The organism is Rhodococcus koreensis, assembly GCF_900105905.1.
GTDB lineage: Bacteria > Actinomycetota > Actinomycetes > Mycobacteriales > Mycobacteriaceae > Rhodococcus_F > Rhodococcus_F koreensis.
The window spans coordinates 1-14,902 of record NZ_FNSV01000008.1 but is presented as its reverse complement, the minus strand read 5'-3'; the positions used below and the strand labels follow the sequence as shown (position 1 = coordinate 14,902).

At 62.6% G+C, this 14,902-nt stretch carries 11 protein-coding genes and 3 pseudogenes; 8 read left to right on the top strand and 6 right to left on the bottom strand.

Annotated elements, in window-relative coordinates:
* Nucleotides 1-50: 50 nt before the first annotated feature.
* Nucleotides 51-1,994, bottom strand: coding sequence for an aconitate hydratase (locus BLV94_RS47030; RefSeq protein ID WP_072949713.1), 1,944 nt, complete (start codon nucleotides 1,992-1,994; stop codon nucleotides 51-53).
* 267 nt (nucleotides 1,995-2,261) lie between these two features.
* A complete protein-coding gene (locus BLV94_RS47025) occupies nucleotides 2,262-3,518 on the bottom strand; it encodes a helix-turn-helix transcriptional regulator (protein ID WP_072949747.1) in 1,257 nt (418 codons plus the stop codon).
* A gap of 533 nt (nucleotides 3,519-4,051) precedes the next feature.
* Between BLV94_RS47025 and BLV94_RS47020 the strand changes: the two genes are divergently transcribed.
* Both BLV94_RS47020 and BLV94_RS47015 read left to right on the top strand, forming a co-directional pair.
* The gene (locus BLV94_RS47020; RefSeq protein ID WP_072949715.1) at nucleotides 4,052-5,269 is read left to right on the top strand and encodes an MFS transporter; all 1,218 of its coding nucleotides are present in this window, start codon (nucleotides 4,052-4,054) and stop codon (nucleotides 5,267-5,269) included.
* A gap of 185 nt (nucleotides 5,270-5,454) precedes the next feature.
* Complete coding sequence (locus tag BLV94_RS47015) at nucleotides 5,455-6,420, top strand: nitrilase-related carbon-nitrogen hydrolase (protein WP_072949717.1); 966 nt, start codon at nucleotides 5,455-5,457, stop codon at nucleotides 6,418-6,420.
* 48 nt (nucleotides 6,421-6,468) lie between these two features.
* On the opposite strand, the gene BLV94_RS47010 is transcribed toward BLV94_RS47015, so the two are convergent.
* From BLV94_RS47010 to moaC, 3 genes and pseudogenes are all read right to left on the bottom strand, one after another.
* Complete coding sequence (locus BLV94_RS47010; RefSeq protein WP_072949720.1) at nucleotides 6,469-7,083, bottom strand: helix-turn-helix domain-containing protein; 615 nt, start codon at nucleotides 7,081-7,083, stop codon at nucleotides 6,469-6,471.
* 132 nt (nucleotides 7,084-7,215) lie between these two features.
* Nucleotides 7,216-7,704 (bottom strand): molybdenum cofactor biosynthesis protein MoaE, encoded by a 489-nt coding sequence (locus BLV94_RS47005; protein WP_072949722.1) that lies wholly within the window; start codon nucleotides 7,702-7,704, stop codon nucleotides 7,216-7,218.
* Nucleotides 7,705-7,904: 200 nt separating this feature from the next.
* A pseudogene (moaC, locus tag BLV94_RS47000) lies at nucleotides 7,905-8,327 on the bottom strand (cyclic pyranopterin monophosphate synthase MoaC); the annotation flags it as partial.
* Between the two features lie 419 nt (nucleotides 8,328-8,746).
* Between moaC and moaA the strand changes: the two are divergent.
* From moaA to hxlA, 4 genes are all read left to right on the top strand, one after another.
* Entirely contained in the window at nucleotides 8,747-9,808 is a 1,062-nt protein-coding gene (gene moaA / locus BLV94_RS46995) for a GTP 3',8-cyclase MoaA (RefSeq protein WP_072949724.1), read from the top strand.
* Between the two features lie 40 nt (nucleotides 9,809-9,848).
* Complete coding sequence (locus BLV94_RS46990; RefSeq protein WP_072949727.1) at nucleotides 9,849-10,061, top strand: MoaD/ThiS family protein; 213 nt, start codon at nucleotides 9,849-9,851, stop codon at nucleotides 10,059-10,061.
* A gap of 312 nt (nucleotides 10,062-10,373) precedes the next feature.
* Nucleotides 10,374-10,955, top strand: coding sequence for a 6-phospho-3-hexuloisomerase (gene hxlB, locus BLV94_RS46985; protein WP_072949729.1), 582 nt, complete (start codon nucleotides 10,374-10,376; stop codon nucleotides 10,953-10,955).
* Between the two features lie 45 nt (nucleotides 10,956-11,000).
* The gene (hxlA, locus tag BLV94_RS46980) at nucleotides 11,001-11,630 is read left to right on the top strand and encodes a 3-hexulose-6-phosphate synthase (protein ID WP_072949731.1); all 630 of its coding nucleotides are present in this window, start codon (nucleotides 11,001-11,003) and stop codon (nucleotides 11,628-11,630) included.
* A gap of 160 nt (nucleotides 11,631-11,790) precedes the next feature.
* Here hxlA and zwf read toward each other — a convergent pair.
* Nucleotides 11,791-13,001 (bottom strand): annotated as a pseudogene (zwf, locus tag BLV94_RS46975) (glucose-6-phosphate dehydrogenase).
* Between the two features lie 528 nt (nucleotides 13,002-13,529).
* On the opposite strand from zwf, the gene BLV94_RS46970 reads away from it, so the two are divergent.
* Both BLV94_RS46970 and BLV94_RS48200 read left to right on the top strand, forming a co-directional pair.
* Complete coding sequence (locus BLV94_RS46970) at nucleotides 13,530-14,426, top strand: NADP(+)-dependent, decarboxylating phosphogluconate dehydrogenase (RefSeq protein WP_244163964.1); 897 nt, start codon at nucleotides 13,530-13,532, stop codon at nucleotides 14,424-14,426.
* A 3-nt stretch (nucleotides 14,427-14,429) separates the two neighbouring features.
* Nucleotides 14,430-14,902 (top strand): annotated as a pseudogene (locus BLV94_RS48200) (glucose-6-phosphate isomerase); the annotation flags it as partial.

Genomic DNA, 14,902 nt, shown 5'->3' with positions numbered 1-14,902 from the left:
CGTGCGGGCGCGGTCAGTGCCGGTAGTCCGTGTGCGCGCGTTGATATTTCCTACACCGGCACCCGACCTCCTTGACGGATGTGGGCGAGCAGACCGCCTGCCGCCAAGATGTCGCGTTCCCCAGGGGTGAAGTCGAGTTGGAGGGCAAGCGGAGCCGAACGCCCGGATACATCGACCACCACTTCGGACGCACCACCGACAAGCGCGTCGCGGAGACCTGTGACCGTCCACTCTTCCCCGACGGTGGAGGGCGGAGCACCGGCGGGGAGGATGAGTGGCGCGATGCCGACTGCGATCAGATTGCGTCGGTGGATCCGGGCATAGCTCTTCGCGGCGACCAGGCGTACTCCGAGGTGCATGGGGATGAGCGCCGCGTGCTCGCGAGAAGACCCTTGCCCGTAGTTGTCTCCACCCACGATTATCCCGCCGTGCCAGTTCTTCGCCCTGTCGTGGAAGCCGGGATCGAGACGATTGAACATGAACTGTGCGCAGAGCGCGATGTTCGACCACACCGACATTGCAATCGCTCCGTCCGGGGCCATATCCCCAGTGGATATGTCGTCACCGACGGCGATCAGGACGCGACTGTGGAAACTATCCGAGACCGGTTCAGGAAGTGCCGGAGAAACCAGATTGGTGCCTCGTTCGACAACAACGGAAGCACGCGCTTCCACCGGAAGGGGGATGGTGATGAGTGCATCGTGAATCTCGGTGTGGGGTGCCGCAGCGGGACGGCGTTCGATCGCCGGCCGAGTCGAGGGATCCGTGATTCGGCCGGTAAGGGCGCTTGCCGCGGCTGTTGACGGGCTACACAGATAGACCTGGTCTTCTGCAGTGCCGCTGCGTCCTGGGAAGTTCCGGTTGAAAGTTCGCAAGGATGCCGCACCTTGAAGCGGGGCTTGGCCGATGCCCACACACGGTCCGCAGACAGGTTCCAGCATACGGGCGCCGGCTTGCATGAGATCTTGATAGACGCCGGACTCGACGATCGTCCGGAGCACCTGGCGGGAGCCCGGAGTGACGGTCATCTGAACCCGGGGATGCACCGTCTGTGTGTGCAGCGCGGCCGCGACGGTGGCGAGGTCGTCGTAGGAGCTGTTGACCGATGACCCGACGCACACCTGGGAGATCGGTGTATCCGGGAGTTCGGCGACCGGAAGAACGTTGCCCGGTGAGTGCGGTGCGGCAACCAGCGGGACGAGATCGGATAGGTCGATTCGAATCGACTCGTCGTAGGGTGCGTTGGGGTCAGCGGTCAGCGGTCGGAAGTCATTCTCACGTTGTTGTTGAATCAGCCATTCCCGGGTCTGCGTGTCGGAGGGGAATATGGCTGTAGTCGCGCCGGTCTCGATGATCATGTTTGCAATCGTTGCCCGTCCGGACATCGTCAGGTCGACTACGGAGTCGCCATAGAACTCGAACACCGCTCCTCGGCCGCCCCGGACTCCGTAGCGTCGCAGTATCTCGAGCACGACGTCTTTCGGCTCGACGGCATGTCGAAGCTGACCGGTCAGTTCCACACCAATGACGCGTGGACATGGAAATTCGAATCCGTATCCGCCCATGGCTACGGCGACCTCGAGACCGCCCGCGCCGGTTGCGAACATTCCGGCGGCACCTGCGGTTGAGGTATGTGAGTCTGCGCCGAGCAGCAGCTCTCCCGGGCGTACGAAACGCTCCAGATGGATGTAGTGCGAGATTCCGTGTCCGGCTGGCGAGTATCGGAGGCCGTACCGTTCGCAGAAGGTGCGCAGGTATCGATGGTCTTGCATGTTCTTGTCGTCGATCTGCAAGACATTGTGGTCGACATACATCACTGCGAGCGGTACCTGGATAGAGTCGATATCGAGCTCTTCGAACTGCATACCCGCCATGGTTCCGGTCGCATCCTCGAGCAGAATTTGATCTGGGCGGACCGTGATGTCGGTGCCGGGTACCAGATCGCCTGCCACGAGATGGTCGCGGAGAATTTTGTACGTGAGGTTCTCAGGCACTTTGCGGAGTCCTTGCTTCGTACGGGGCCCGGCCTGGGACTGCACGGCCACGCGTCGAGTCCAGGGCGCGGGGTGTGCGGGAACGTCCGTTCAACGCCCGGAACGCTGGGTGAGATCTGTTCTGACGACGCGAGAGTGCTTCACAGAGCCGGAACTCGAACCGTGGCATCGTCATACCGAAGCTCACGAGGACCTCCTCAGCGGGTGGCCCTCCGAAGGGCGCCCACTGCGCAGCGAAGGTCATCAGTTCGTGTTCGTCTCTTTCCGTCATTGTTGGCTCCTAGTGGTAGTAAATGTGTCCCGCTCTGGCACAAGTCCGGCTCGTATGCCGATTACCCCGGCCTCGCCGCGGTTGGCGACATCCAGTTTCTTGAGCAGGCTTGCGACGTGGAATTTGATGGTGCTCTCGCTGATTCCGAGTGCGTCGGCTATGGCGCGGTTCCGCTTGCCCACCGCGAGATGGCTGAGAACTTCGAGTTCGCGCGGATTCAGGGTCGAGAGGAGATGCTCGTCCGGTCGGGCGGCAGGTAGGTCTAATGGGATGGCCAGTGACACGCGACTGCCCCAACCCGAGATGGACTCGATGTCGACCCGGCCGCCGAGCGTATGCAGGCGCCCGCAGAGTTGGCGCATGAGGCCGTTTCGATCGATGGCACCCGGTCCTTGGTCGCGTACCTCTATCAAGACGTTGCTGCCGTCACAGTCCCACGCGATCCGCAGTCGAGGGAGCGTCGGTTGTGCACCGAATGCAAGGACGACCGTCCGTACCATTGCTCGTGCTGCGTGCGCGATTTCACCTGGGAGCGGCCGCCCGTCCGCGGGGGGCTCTACGTAGTCGACATCAACGTCGCGGTGGCGTAGGAGCGGGCGCAACTCCCCTTGAAGGCGAGCGAAGGCTGTTGTTACCGCTTCTTCGGACAGTGCACGGTTCGCCGCTCCGGCAGATTGCAGTGCGATCAACGCGGCTACGGCAGTTTCGCTCGCGGTGATGCGTGATCGCCTGTCATCAAGGTCGTTCGATCGTAGGGTTCCTAGGATCGACGACAGTGTCGCCTCATGAAGTTCCGTCAATTCTGCGATCGTGCGGGCACGCTCACTCGACGCCGCACGCGACTCCGCGAGATAATCGGGGCTGGCCTGCACGACCTGTTGCCGAATCGAGGTTGCGACAATCCCGAAGATCGCGGCGATCTCGGCAAGAGTCACCCCGTCTGGTGGGGAAAGTTTCGGGACGAGAACCAGTAACGTGTCGACCTGGTCACGCACCGCCAGGATTCGACGACTGGTGCCGGCGAGTTCGGCAGTGCCGTCGAAGACACCACCGAACGCCAACGTCTGCTTGATGACGTCCAGTTCGTCGATAGTCACCCGTCCGACAATCTCCGGCGTGCCAGCGACCTTGCGGGGACGACCAGCGCATTCGCGAGTAAAAATTATCAGTGCGTGATGCGGGCACAGCCGGGACAGGTAGCGGGAGAACCGGGTCGCGATATCCGGCAGGGACCCGGACATCACCTTCCGCATCTCCGTCCAGGCCTCAATCTGTGGCCCGGCTCCACCCTCAGCGATTATCACCCCGACATAATAATTCCAATGCCGGTGAAATAGATACTAGCCAAACGATCAACCCGAACTAGCCGAACGGGGAGGTGCCAGACGTCCATGGGGCGTGAAACGAAGTGCGGCGCACCAAGATCACCTCACACATGAAGGCTCTTCTCTGCCCGACCCAGCCTAGTGAGGCGCACGCACCCCGCCTGAACGGCACGTCGCGATCACGATATCGGCGAGCCTCGCCCATGAACGGCACCCTCGACCGAAATGCCGCCGCGGCAGACTTGCCGGCCGAGGCGAGCCGAGCCGAGTCGAGTCCACCACAGTTCGGCTGTCGTTATGCACGAGCACTACCCCACACGGCTGCGAATGCGATTCACCTCAGAGCCCGATACGCCGCAACCCCAGCCACACGATCTCGTGATGCGGTCATTATCACAACTCACAACTTCATTACCGATGTATAATTTCCACTGATAGTGAAAATTTAGGAGGGTGATTGCGTGACGAAAACTCAAACGACTGCTCCATCTGTCGCAGCTGCAACCGGGACGGGCACCGCCCTCTTCGGCATCGTCCTCATCGCCGTCAATATGCGCACCTCCACCGCAGGAGTCGGCCCCACCCTTCCGAGCATCATCAACGAACTGAACTGGTCCGCTGCGTTGTCTTCGGGTCTCGTCGTCATCCCGCTGTTGTGCTACGCAGTACTCTCGCCGCTGGCACCTGCCATTTCCCGAGTCTTCGGGATCAACCGGACAGTGCTGATGAGCCTGGCGGTAGTAGCGGCCGGGATCGCGCTCCGCTCCCTTCCAGGACCTATCTGGATCTGGGTAGGAACGGGCTTGCTGGGCGCCGGCATCGGCGTGCTGAATGTGGTGGCGCCCGCCCTTATCAAGCGAGACTTCGCTAACCGCGTCGGCCCCGTTACTGCGACGTACTCCGCGGTCCAGGGCGGTGCGGCGGCACTCGCCACCGCAGCCGTAGCCGTAATCATCGGCATCAGCAGCGACCTCTGGCGGCTCGCGCTGGCGTCCTCCGTCCTTTTTGCGATCGGAGGGTGCATCTTCTGGGGGCTCCGCGTCTTTGGCACCGAACACGTCCCACCGAGGAAACCACTAGCAGCGCAGCGCCGCACCGGAGCCCGACGCCGGCCGTGGCGTCGCCCACTGGCCTGGCACCTTGCAGTCTTCATGAGCATGCAAGCGACGGTGTTCTATGTGCTGATCACGTGGCTCCCCACGATCGAGCAGGAGCACGGCATCACCGCGCTTCATGCGAGCCTGCATCAGTCATACCTTCAGGGCGCAAGCCTGATCGCGACGGTGTTCGGTGCCAGCCTGCTTCTACGCGGTCCAGGCCAACGAGCGATTGTCGTCGTTGCCACCGCCGTCATGGCTATCGGCATCATCGGAATACTCACGCTGCCGACTCTCGCCGCGGTGTGGGCGGCTCTTGTCGGCGCAGGCGGGGGCTTGACCCTTGTCACCGCGCTGACGCTGTTCAGCCTGCGCACGACGCATCCCGCCGAAACAGCAGCTGTATCAGCGATGGCACAAGCCGTCGGATATCTCGTTGCTGCCGCGGGACCGGTCTTGCTCGGTCTATTACGGGACATGACCGACAGTTGGGGTCCGGTACTGATGATCTTGCTCGGCCTCTTGATAATTCAGGCGATATCCGGCCTCCGGGCTGCAAAACCCGGGCACGTCTGGGACTGACACCAGCAGACGTTGTCCCGGTACGGACACAGAGCAAATCCCCGGCGCCTCCTCACCGAGGTCACCTGTTCAGATCCGGATGAGCTCGGATCAGCCATTCTTGCGTGACCGCCGCAGGGAACCTTGGCCGCCGCGCGACTCTTCGTGCAGTACGGCAGTAAACTATCCACAAGGAGTCGGTCATCATGTCTACAAAGGTGTTTCCCGAACGTCAGACGTTCCGCAAGATCCGCGTCGCCGGTGTCCAGGCCGAGTCGGTGTTCCTCAATCTGGACGCGACGACGAAGAAGTCGATCGAGTTGATCGAGCAGGCCGGCGCCCGCGGCGCCGATCTGATCGGCTTCCCCGAGGCCTACATCCCGACCTTCCCGAACTGGTACGAGACGATCGGTGAGGGCCCGAAGGCACGCGGGTTCGACAAGGAACTGTTCAAGCACTCGGTCGAGGTCGACGGTGAGCACATGCACGCGATCGCCGAGGCGTGCGGGCGCGCGAACGTCAACGCCGTCGTCGGAATCAACGAACGCTACAACGGCACCACCGGAACGATGTGGAACACCCAGGTCCACATCACCCGGGACGGCAAGATCGCCGGCAAACACCAGAAGTACGTGCCCACCACCGGTGAACGGTTCGTGCACCGCCCCGGCACCACCGGGTTCGTCAACGCGTTCAAGACTGACTTCGGTGCCGTCTCCGGCCTGATCTGCGGGGAGAACTCCAACCCGCTCGGCCAGTACGCAGCCGCACTGTCCTACCCGGTCGTGCACGTCGCCTCGTGGCCGTACTACTTCCACCCCTACTTCCCGATGCACCACGCGATCACCACCGCCGGCGCGGGCTGCGCCTACACCCTCAAGTCGTTCGTGGTGGCCGCGGTCTCACGAATCCCCGAGGGCTACATCGAGGCCGTCGCCGAGACCGACGAGCAGCGTCAGTTCCTCACCGAGCAGCGGGCACTGAAGAAGGGCGCCCTGGTCTTCGACCCCTGCGGAAACGTGATCGCCGACGGCTCCGGATCCGACGACGAACTGCTCTTCGCCGACATCGACCTCGAAGACGTCATCGTCCCCAAACTCATCCTCGACTTCGCCGGCCACTACAACCGCCCCGAAATCTTCTCCCCCCTCTTCAAACAGCAGCCCGACTGAATTTCGGCCCTGCCACGTGCGATCCCTGCCCAATGAGCAACAACGCGGTCATAGACGGGAAATGTTCAGCCAGACCGCCTTCGCAGGACTGTCACCCGTGTTCTTCATAAGGTGCCGAACCTGCGTCGAATACTGAACGGCATCGCCAGGCGCCAACGGGAACTCTCGCCCATCGATTTCCACGGAGATACTCCCAGACAAGTTGATGCCGTACTCCACACCATGATGAGTGGTGGGGGCGCTGGCACTCGCGGTACCGGGTTCGAAGTCGTACACGTAGAACTCGAGCCGCATGTCTGGATCCGTGATCGCAAGGGTTCGACAGGCACCACCGCTGGTGAGATCACGACGTTGATCTTCGTGTTTCACTACTGGATCGCCGGGGCCCGCGGCCTGGAACAGCGCCGTAATACTCACATCGAGTGCCTGCGCGATCGAATGAATGGTCGCGACGCTCACTCCTGTTTGCCCGCGCTCGACAGTCGAGATCATCGAGGCACTCAGCCCCGTCGCCGCCGCGAGATCTTGAAGTGTCAGATTGTGGAGCCTGCGGTAGTGACGGACCCGCTGTCCTACGCTGAGGAGCACCTCATCGAGCGAATCGTCCGCTGCGCCCGGCTCCACAGCTGGATCATCCATGATCGGCTCCAAATCGGTGGCCATATGCCTCTCCGCTCCTCGTGACGCCCCGGATGGAGCAGGTGTCGACTGTCGCTATCAAGTATTGCACTGCAGGTGCAGGAATGACGGTGCGAGTGCAAAAGGGGACCTGTTGTGCCGATGATTACTCAAGCGTCAGGAGCCGGAACGAGATGGCCGAATGGCGAGCGATGGTGGATCCTGACGTGAATGCTCCGGTTGCACGCACTCGTCGAGCCCTACCCACTCGGAAATCCCATCGGCGAACCGCTGACGCTTCCAGATCGGCACCTCGCACTTGATGCGTTCGACCAGGTCCGCACACGCTTCGAAGGCCTCGGCCCGGTGCGGCGCGGCAACAGCAGCCACCAGAGCGAGCTCACCGACACCGAGCGCGCCCACTCGGTGCACCACTGCCACCGGAAATCCGTGCACTGCGGACACACGCTCGCAGCACCGCCGAAGGTACGTTTCCGCGTCGGGATGTGCTTGATACTCGAGCAAGTCGACGTCTCGGCCGCCGTCGTGGTTGCGCACGACACCGCTGAACAGTACGACGGCCCCGGCCTCGGGACCGGACACCGCGGCGGCCACGGCACCGGAGTCGAGCGGCTCGACAGAGATCCGTGCCAGCAATGTACCCATCAGTCTCTCCTTCACATGGCGACAGCAGTGGTGGAGAACTGGTTGCGCACCACTTGCCAGCCTTTCCGTGACACTCGGGTTGTGAACCGAGCATCTCAATCACGGGCGTCCAACAGATGATCCTCCTCTGCCCCCGGAGAGCGACATGCGCAGGATGCAGGCCACGTCATCGGGGCCACAGCAGTCTCATCTGATGCGCACCGACACCAACTGCCGCTCATTCCACCTTCTTTCGACATCAATCGCACTCGATCCACGCTCGCGGCCGGGTCGACTGCCTTAACCATGTCATGCAGCGTCAGCCCTGCGACTGCGACTGCGGTGAGAGCCTCCATCTCAACGCCCGTAGGGCCCTTAGTCTTTGCCGTCGCCTCGATCTCTACAGTGCGGTCGGTGAACGCGAACTCGATCTTCACCGTAGACAGGGCAAGTTGATGACATAGGGGGATCAGTTCCCAGGTGCGCTTGGCCGCGGTGATGCCTGCGATGCGCGCCGTGGAGAGCACGTCGGCTTTCGGCATCTTTTCAGCACGTACCAGAGCGACCACCTCGGCGGTGGTCCGCAGCTCGGCGGCGGCCCGTGCACTGCGATAGGTGTTTGCCTTGTCGGAGACGTCGACCATGCGTGCCCGGCCATTCGTGTCGACGTGACTCAGGGCGGGGAAGTCCGCTGCGAGCGGAACGTTGCGGAGTGGGTTCACAGCTGGAGGTGCTTTCACGAGTGATTTGAACGGAAATTGTGTCAGCGGCCGGTGCTCTCCGACGAGATCCTTTTGAAGGCTTCGACCGCGGAACGGTATCACTCGCGTGATCAGCAACGCGGACAATCACTCGTACGTCACGCACAGCGCCTACTCCTCAGACCTTCGCGATCCCACTGCCATATGATGGTTCGGGCACTGTGTTGCGAACACCCGTAGCGGCAGACGACTAACCGCTGTCCGCGAACGCCATCCGCCGCTGTCAGCGGTGCGGCTACCTGCCCGCTCCTTGCGGTGACGACGCATCCTGGGCACTGACGAACCAATGGAGGACATCGGCTATGACCGCGGTGAATGTCGGAATCCCAGGGGTACGATCCGAGGCTGCCACGGGTATCTCGGACCGCCCCGACACTCCGGACCTGCTGGACAGGTTCGGGCGTATCGCGCGTGACCTCCGTGTGTCGATCACCGAGAAATGCTCACTACGCTGCACCTATTGCATGCCAGAAGAGGGTCTGCCTCCGATCCCGCGCGAGCAACTTCTCACCGCCGCGGAGATAGTTCGCCTCGTCGCCATTGCGGTACACCGACTCGGGATCCGGGAGGTCCGATTCACCGGTGGCGAACCGCTAATGCGCCGCGACCTCGAGGACATCATTGCTGGTTGTTCTCACGCAGCGCCGGGAATACCGCTGGCAATGACAACCAACGCGGTAGGACTCGCCCATCGTGCCCAGGCACTCGCAGATGCTGGCTTGACTCGGATCAATATCTCGCTCGATTCAGTCAGTCGCGAGCAGTTCGCTCAGCTGACCAGGCGCGACCAACTCGCTTCGGTCCTAGACGGGATTCGTGCGGCCAAGGCGGCCGGGCTCACACCTGTGAAGGTCAACGCCGTACTGATGCCGCAGACCCTCGACGGAGCAGCGGATCTTTTGGCATGGTGCCTCGACGAAGGCGTCGAGCTGCGTTTCATCGAGCAAATGCCGCTCGATGCCGACCACGAATGGGCTCGATCTCGTATGGTCTCAGCAGAGCAATTGCTCACCGTGCTTTCGGCTCGGTTCAGGCTGACCGAGACCGATCGCGAGGACCAGTCCGCGCCTGCCGAACGGTGGGCGGTCAACGATGGACCGGCAACTGTCGGAATCATCGCGTCTGTGACGCGATCGTTCTGTTCGGACTGCGATCGCACGCGCTTGACCTCGGAAGGCACCGTGCGCGCGTGTCTGTTCAGTGATCAAGAAACAGATCTGCGTACGGCTATCCGCGGTGGCGCGAACGACGAGGAACTCGTGGCGTTATGGCGTGGAACGATGTGGAACAAGTGGGCGGGACACCGAATAACGAAGGCGGACTTCACCCCGCCGCAACGCAGCATGGGAGCCATCGGTGGATAACAGTTCGTCGGGGATCGAGGTTCGGTACTTCGCCGCAGCGATGGATGCGGCTGGAATAGCAATCGAGACCGTCGATCTCCCCCACTCTGCGACCCTGAGTGTACTCAAGGCCCTATTGGTCGATCGGCACGGCGCTGCGATGGCCCGTGTGCTGTCGGTGGCTGCCTTCATTGTCGACTCCGAACTCACCCGAGACCTAGACAGAGCAGTCGGCCCCAGAATCGACGTGTTGCCCCCATTCGCCGGCGGCTGACACCAGGGAGCGGAATACTCACAGCGACATCAGCTTCCAATTCTGTGCCCGGTGATGGCTATGGTGGCCCGTGGCCTTCGTTTGCGATCTATTCTCGTCGCCGCCTCACAGCGTGGGCAGCCCAGTCACAGGACGCTCGCGTAGTTGGGTGCGCTGTCACCGAAGGAGGTGGCCGCGCACAGTCTTGGCTGCAAATTTCCTCACTTTGCGCACTGGCCGATCGATTAGTGCGGACTGCCCGGCGGAGGAGGTGACCTTGTGCCCCCGCCGGGCAGCCTTACTTAGGCGCTACCGCAATAATCGAGGAGGATCATGACCGTCACCGTCGAGGAGACCCGCACACGGTTCAATGATGGACGCCGCATTGTGCTCGACGAGAACGAGCGACTGCTCAATTCCGTTGACTCCGTGCAGTGGGACCGAACCGGAGAGTTGATCACGTCCGCACGTTCGGTGTTCGTCATCGGGAACGGCCGAAGTGGACTCGCCATTCAGATGGCTGCGATGCGTTTGATGCATCTTGGCCTGCGGGTTCATGTCGCCGGCGAGGTCACCGCCCCTGCCGTCGGATCCGGCGACGTCCTGATCGCCGTGTCGGGGTCCGGGACCACCGCGTCGGTGATCGGGGCCGCCGATACCGCCAGGAAGGTCGGCGCCTCCGTCGTCGCGGTTACCACCGCCGCCGAGTCGCCGCTCGCGCAGCGGGCCGACGAAATCCTCGTGCTCCCGGCGGCCGACAAGCAGGACCACAGCGCCGCCATCACCGCGCAGTACGCGGGCAGCCTGTTCGAGCAGTCCGTGATCCTCGCCTTCGACGCCCTCTTCCAGGCGCTGTGGAGCAGCGAAGACCAGACCGCCGAACGGCTGTGGGAGCGCCACGCCAACATCGGCTGAGCATCCCTGATCCCAAACCCCCAAGAAGATAACCAGGAGAAACACATGACGAAGCTGCAGGTTGCAGTCGATCTGCTCACCACCGCCGACGCGCTGGCGCTGACCAACAAGGTGGCCCCGTACGTCGACATCATCGAGCTGGGCACGCCGCTGATCAAGAGCGCCGGCCTCAGTGCCATCAGCGCGATCAAGGCGGCGCACCCGGACAAAGAGGTCTTCGCCGACCTCAAGACCGCCGACGCCGGCTTCCTCGAGGCCGACCTCGCCTTCTCCGCCGGTGCCGACCTGGTCACCGTCCTCGGCGCCGCCGGTGACGCCACCATCAAGGGTGCCGTCGAGGCCGGTCAGAAGCACGGCAAGAAGGTCGTCGCCGACCTGATCGGTGTCGAGAACCGTGTCGAGCGGGCCCGTGAGATCGCCAAGCTCGGTGTCGCGTTCGTCGAGATCCACGCCGGACTCGACGAGCAGGCCCAGCCCGGCTACTCGATCCAGACCCTGCTCGACGACGGCAAGATCGCCGGTGTCCCGTTCTCGGTCGCCGGTGGCGTGAAGGTCGACACCATCAAGGCCGTGCGTGATGCAGGTGCGGACGTCGCCGTCGCCGGTGGCGCCATCTACAGCGCCGCCGACCCTGCCGCTGCAGCGAAGGCCCTCAAGGACGCACTCGCCAAGTAGGCGATTGGTAAAGGCCCTGGACAGTCTCCCCTGTCCAGGGCCTTCTTGCGCGATGGCACCATTCGTGAGCGGAGTCGAGGCCGGCCAGGGCCATGTCGTCGTCAAGACAAGGGGGTTCGGCCGTTGCCCTCCCGGCCGAACCCCCTTCGTGATGCGTGAACTACAGCGACCGCCACGTCCTTTGCGACTCGGTGAGGATCCGGTCCGCAGATGCCGGTCCTGCCGATCCTGCCGGGTATACATCCGGGCGACCGTTGTCGGCCCAGTACTGCAGCAACGGATCGATGACGCGCCAGGAGTATTCGACTTCCTCACGCCGGGGAAAGAGAGTGGCGTCCCCGCGAAATACATCACAGATCAGCCGCTCGTACGCTTCGGGGCTTGGTCGAACACAGAGCGGAAGTCCATGCCTAGGCTGACCGGTTGGATGTCCATGCCCCCACCGGGGCGCTTGGCGCCGATGTGCAATTCGATCCCATCATCAGGTTGCACTCGAAAAACGAGAACGTTGGAGACCGCAGTGGTACGGACGGCAGCAGAACCATGCGACGGCGGCGCAAAGGTGACAGCAATCTCAGTGGCTTTCCGTGCCAAACGTTTTCCGGTGCGGATGTAGAACGGCACCCCCGCCCACCGGCGGGTGCCGATACCGACGGTCAAGGCAGCAAAGGTCTCAGTCGTCGACTCGAGCGGAAACCCTGCCTCCCCGGTCAGCCCGACGACAGGGTGACCGTTCGCCATCCCGGGGCCGTACTGTCCGCGAGCTGAGGTCTGCGCCAGTGGACCGAGGAGTTCGGCAGCGGAAAGAATTTTGATCTTCTCCGCGGCGATACTATCGGCGTCAAACGCCACCGGTTCTTCCATCGCGACCAACGCCAAGAGTTGCAGCAAGTGGTTTTGGATGACGTCTCTCGCGGCCCCAACTCCGTCGTAGTAGCCGGCGCGGCCGGCCACACCGACAGTCTCGGCCATGGTGATCTGCACGTGGTCGATGTGCCGGTTGTTCCACAGCGGTTCGAACATCCCGTTCGCGAATCGCAAAGCAAGGATGTTCTGAACCGTCTCTTTCCCCAGGTAATGGTCGATCCGGTAGATCGATGACGGTGGAAACACTTGTTCCAGGACCTGCCCAAGCTCGCGGGAACTGGACAGATCGTGGCCGAATGGCTTCTCCACCACTACCCGCCGCCATCCGCGTTGAGGTCGGTTCAGTCCGATCTCGGCGAGCTGATTGCAGACCGTGGCGAAGGCCGAGGGTGGAACCGAAAGATAGAACACGTAGTTACCGACTTTGCCGCGACGATGGTCGAGGTCAACGAGCACCGCGGCTAACCGTGCGAAGGCATCGAGGTCATCGAAACTTCCCTCCACCAACGACAAACGTGCAATCAACCCTTCCCAAATCACCGGGTCGAACGGGTCCGGGCATGCTCGATTACCGATTCGCGCAATCGAATTTTGATGTTCGTGGCATCCCGCGCGAATCCGACAAGGTCGAAGTCCGGGGGTAGCTGGCCACAGTACGCAAGATCGTAGATCGCGGGATCAACTTTTTGCGGGACAGATCACCGGTGATACCGAAAATGACAAGCGACGCGGGTTCTACAACCTCCCCGCCTCACCCACCAGCACCGACCCGCCGGCCCGGCTGCTATTCGCGCCGACCAGTGGGGACATCTCCTGCACATCAGACACGGTCACTTTGCTGCACTCCGTTTTTCGCGTCGCTCCTGTCGCATTCAGACAATGCGTCAGATACCAGTGTCAAAGGGACTCGGCGGTAATGCACTTGGTCAGCCGGCTAGTAGCAGCTCTCCACCCGGTCAGGTGAAGTCGACGCCTTCCCGCAGTAGACATAGACCAGAAAAGAAGATCGGTGTCGAGAGTGGAACGGTGACGATGAAGCTGGGATTGGTCGGACTCGGTCGTATGGGATCGAATATGCGTGAGCGGCTACGGGACCGAGGGCACGATGCGGTGGGCTATGACCCGAATCCTGAGGTCAGCGACGTGGCCAGCCTGGAGGCACTGGTCGAGGTATTGCCCGCTCCCCGTGCGGTATGGGTGATGGTCCCCGCCGGTCAGCCGACCAGAGAGGTGATCGGGCAGCTCTCCCACCTTCTCTCGCCTGGAGATCTCGTCGTGGACGGCGGAAACTCTCGGTTCACCGACGACCACGTTCATGCAGCTCTGCTCGCCGAGCACGGCATCCACTACGTCGACTGCGGCGTCTCCGGTGGTGTCTGGGGACGACAGAACGGGTATGCCCTCATGGCCGGTGGCGACGAGACCGACATCACTCGCCTACTTCCAGTCTTCGATGCACTGCGGCCGGACGGTGAGCGGGCTGACTCATTCGTGCATGCCGGTGGGTCGGTGCCGGGCACTACGCGAAGATGGTGCACAACGGCATCGAGTACGGACTTATGCAGGCGTACGCAGAAGCTACGAACTGCTCGCGCCGAGGAGTCGATCCAGGATGTGCCCGCCGTGCTGCGGGCTTGGTCGCAGGGGACGGTCGTCCGCTCCTGGTTGCTCGACCTGCTGGTCCAGGCGCTGTCCGAGGATCCTGCCTTGTCTTCAATTTCTGGTTACACCGAGGATTCCGGTGAGGGCCGATGGACCGTCGAGGAAGCGATTGCACACGCCGTGCCGGCCCCAGTGATCTCTGCCGCACTGTTCGCGCGATTCGCCTCCCGCCAGGACGACTCACCGGCGATGAAGGCGGTCTCCGCGCTGCGTCAGCAATTCGGCGGGCACGCCATTCGCCGCGCCGCACCGGCCGGGATCGCGTGAGTGATGACCACATCCGTCCACTCGGACATCACTACACGACTGGAGTGGCTGAATCTCCAAGCTCACTTCCCTGACGTTGCGACAGGGCACCTGCGGGGATACTTCGATGGCGATCCGGCGCGTGGCGGTGACCTGACCGTCACTGCCGGGACCTGTTCATCGACTACAGTCTCAACCGCATCGATCGACGTACCCTGCGGTTGTTGACCGAGCTGGCCAGCGCGGTTGGCATCGAGGAGTACCGCGACCGCATGCTGGACGGGGCGCCGTCAACACCACCGAGAACCGGGCGTACTGCACACTGCCCTTCGTCTACCCCCCGAGATGGAACTTCTGGTGGACGGGCGCAGTGTCGTCCCCGACGTCCACCGGGTGCTTGGACGGATGGGCGATTTCACCGATCGGCTACGCAACGGCCAGTGGCGTGGCGCAACCGGGCAGCGGATCACGACGGTTGTCAATATAGGAATCGGTGG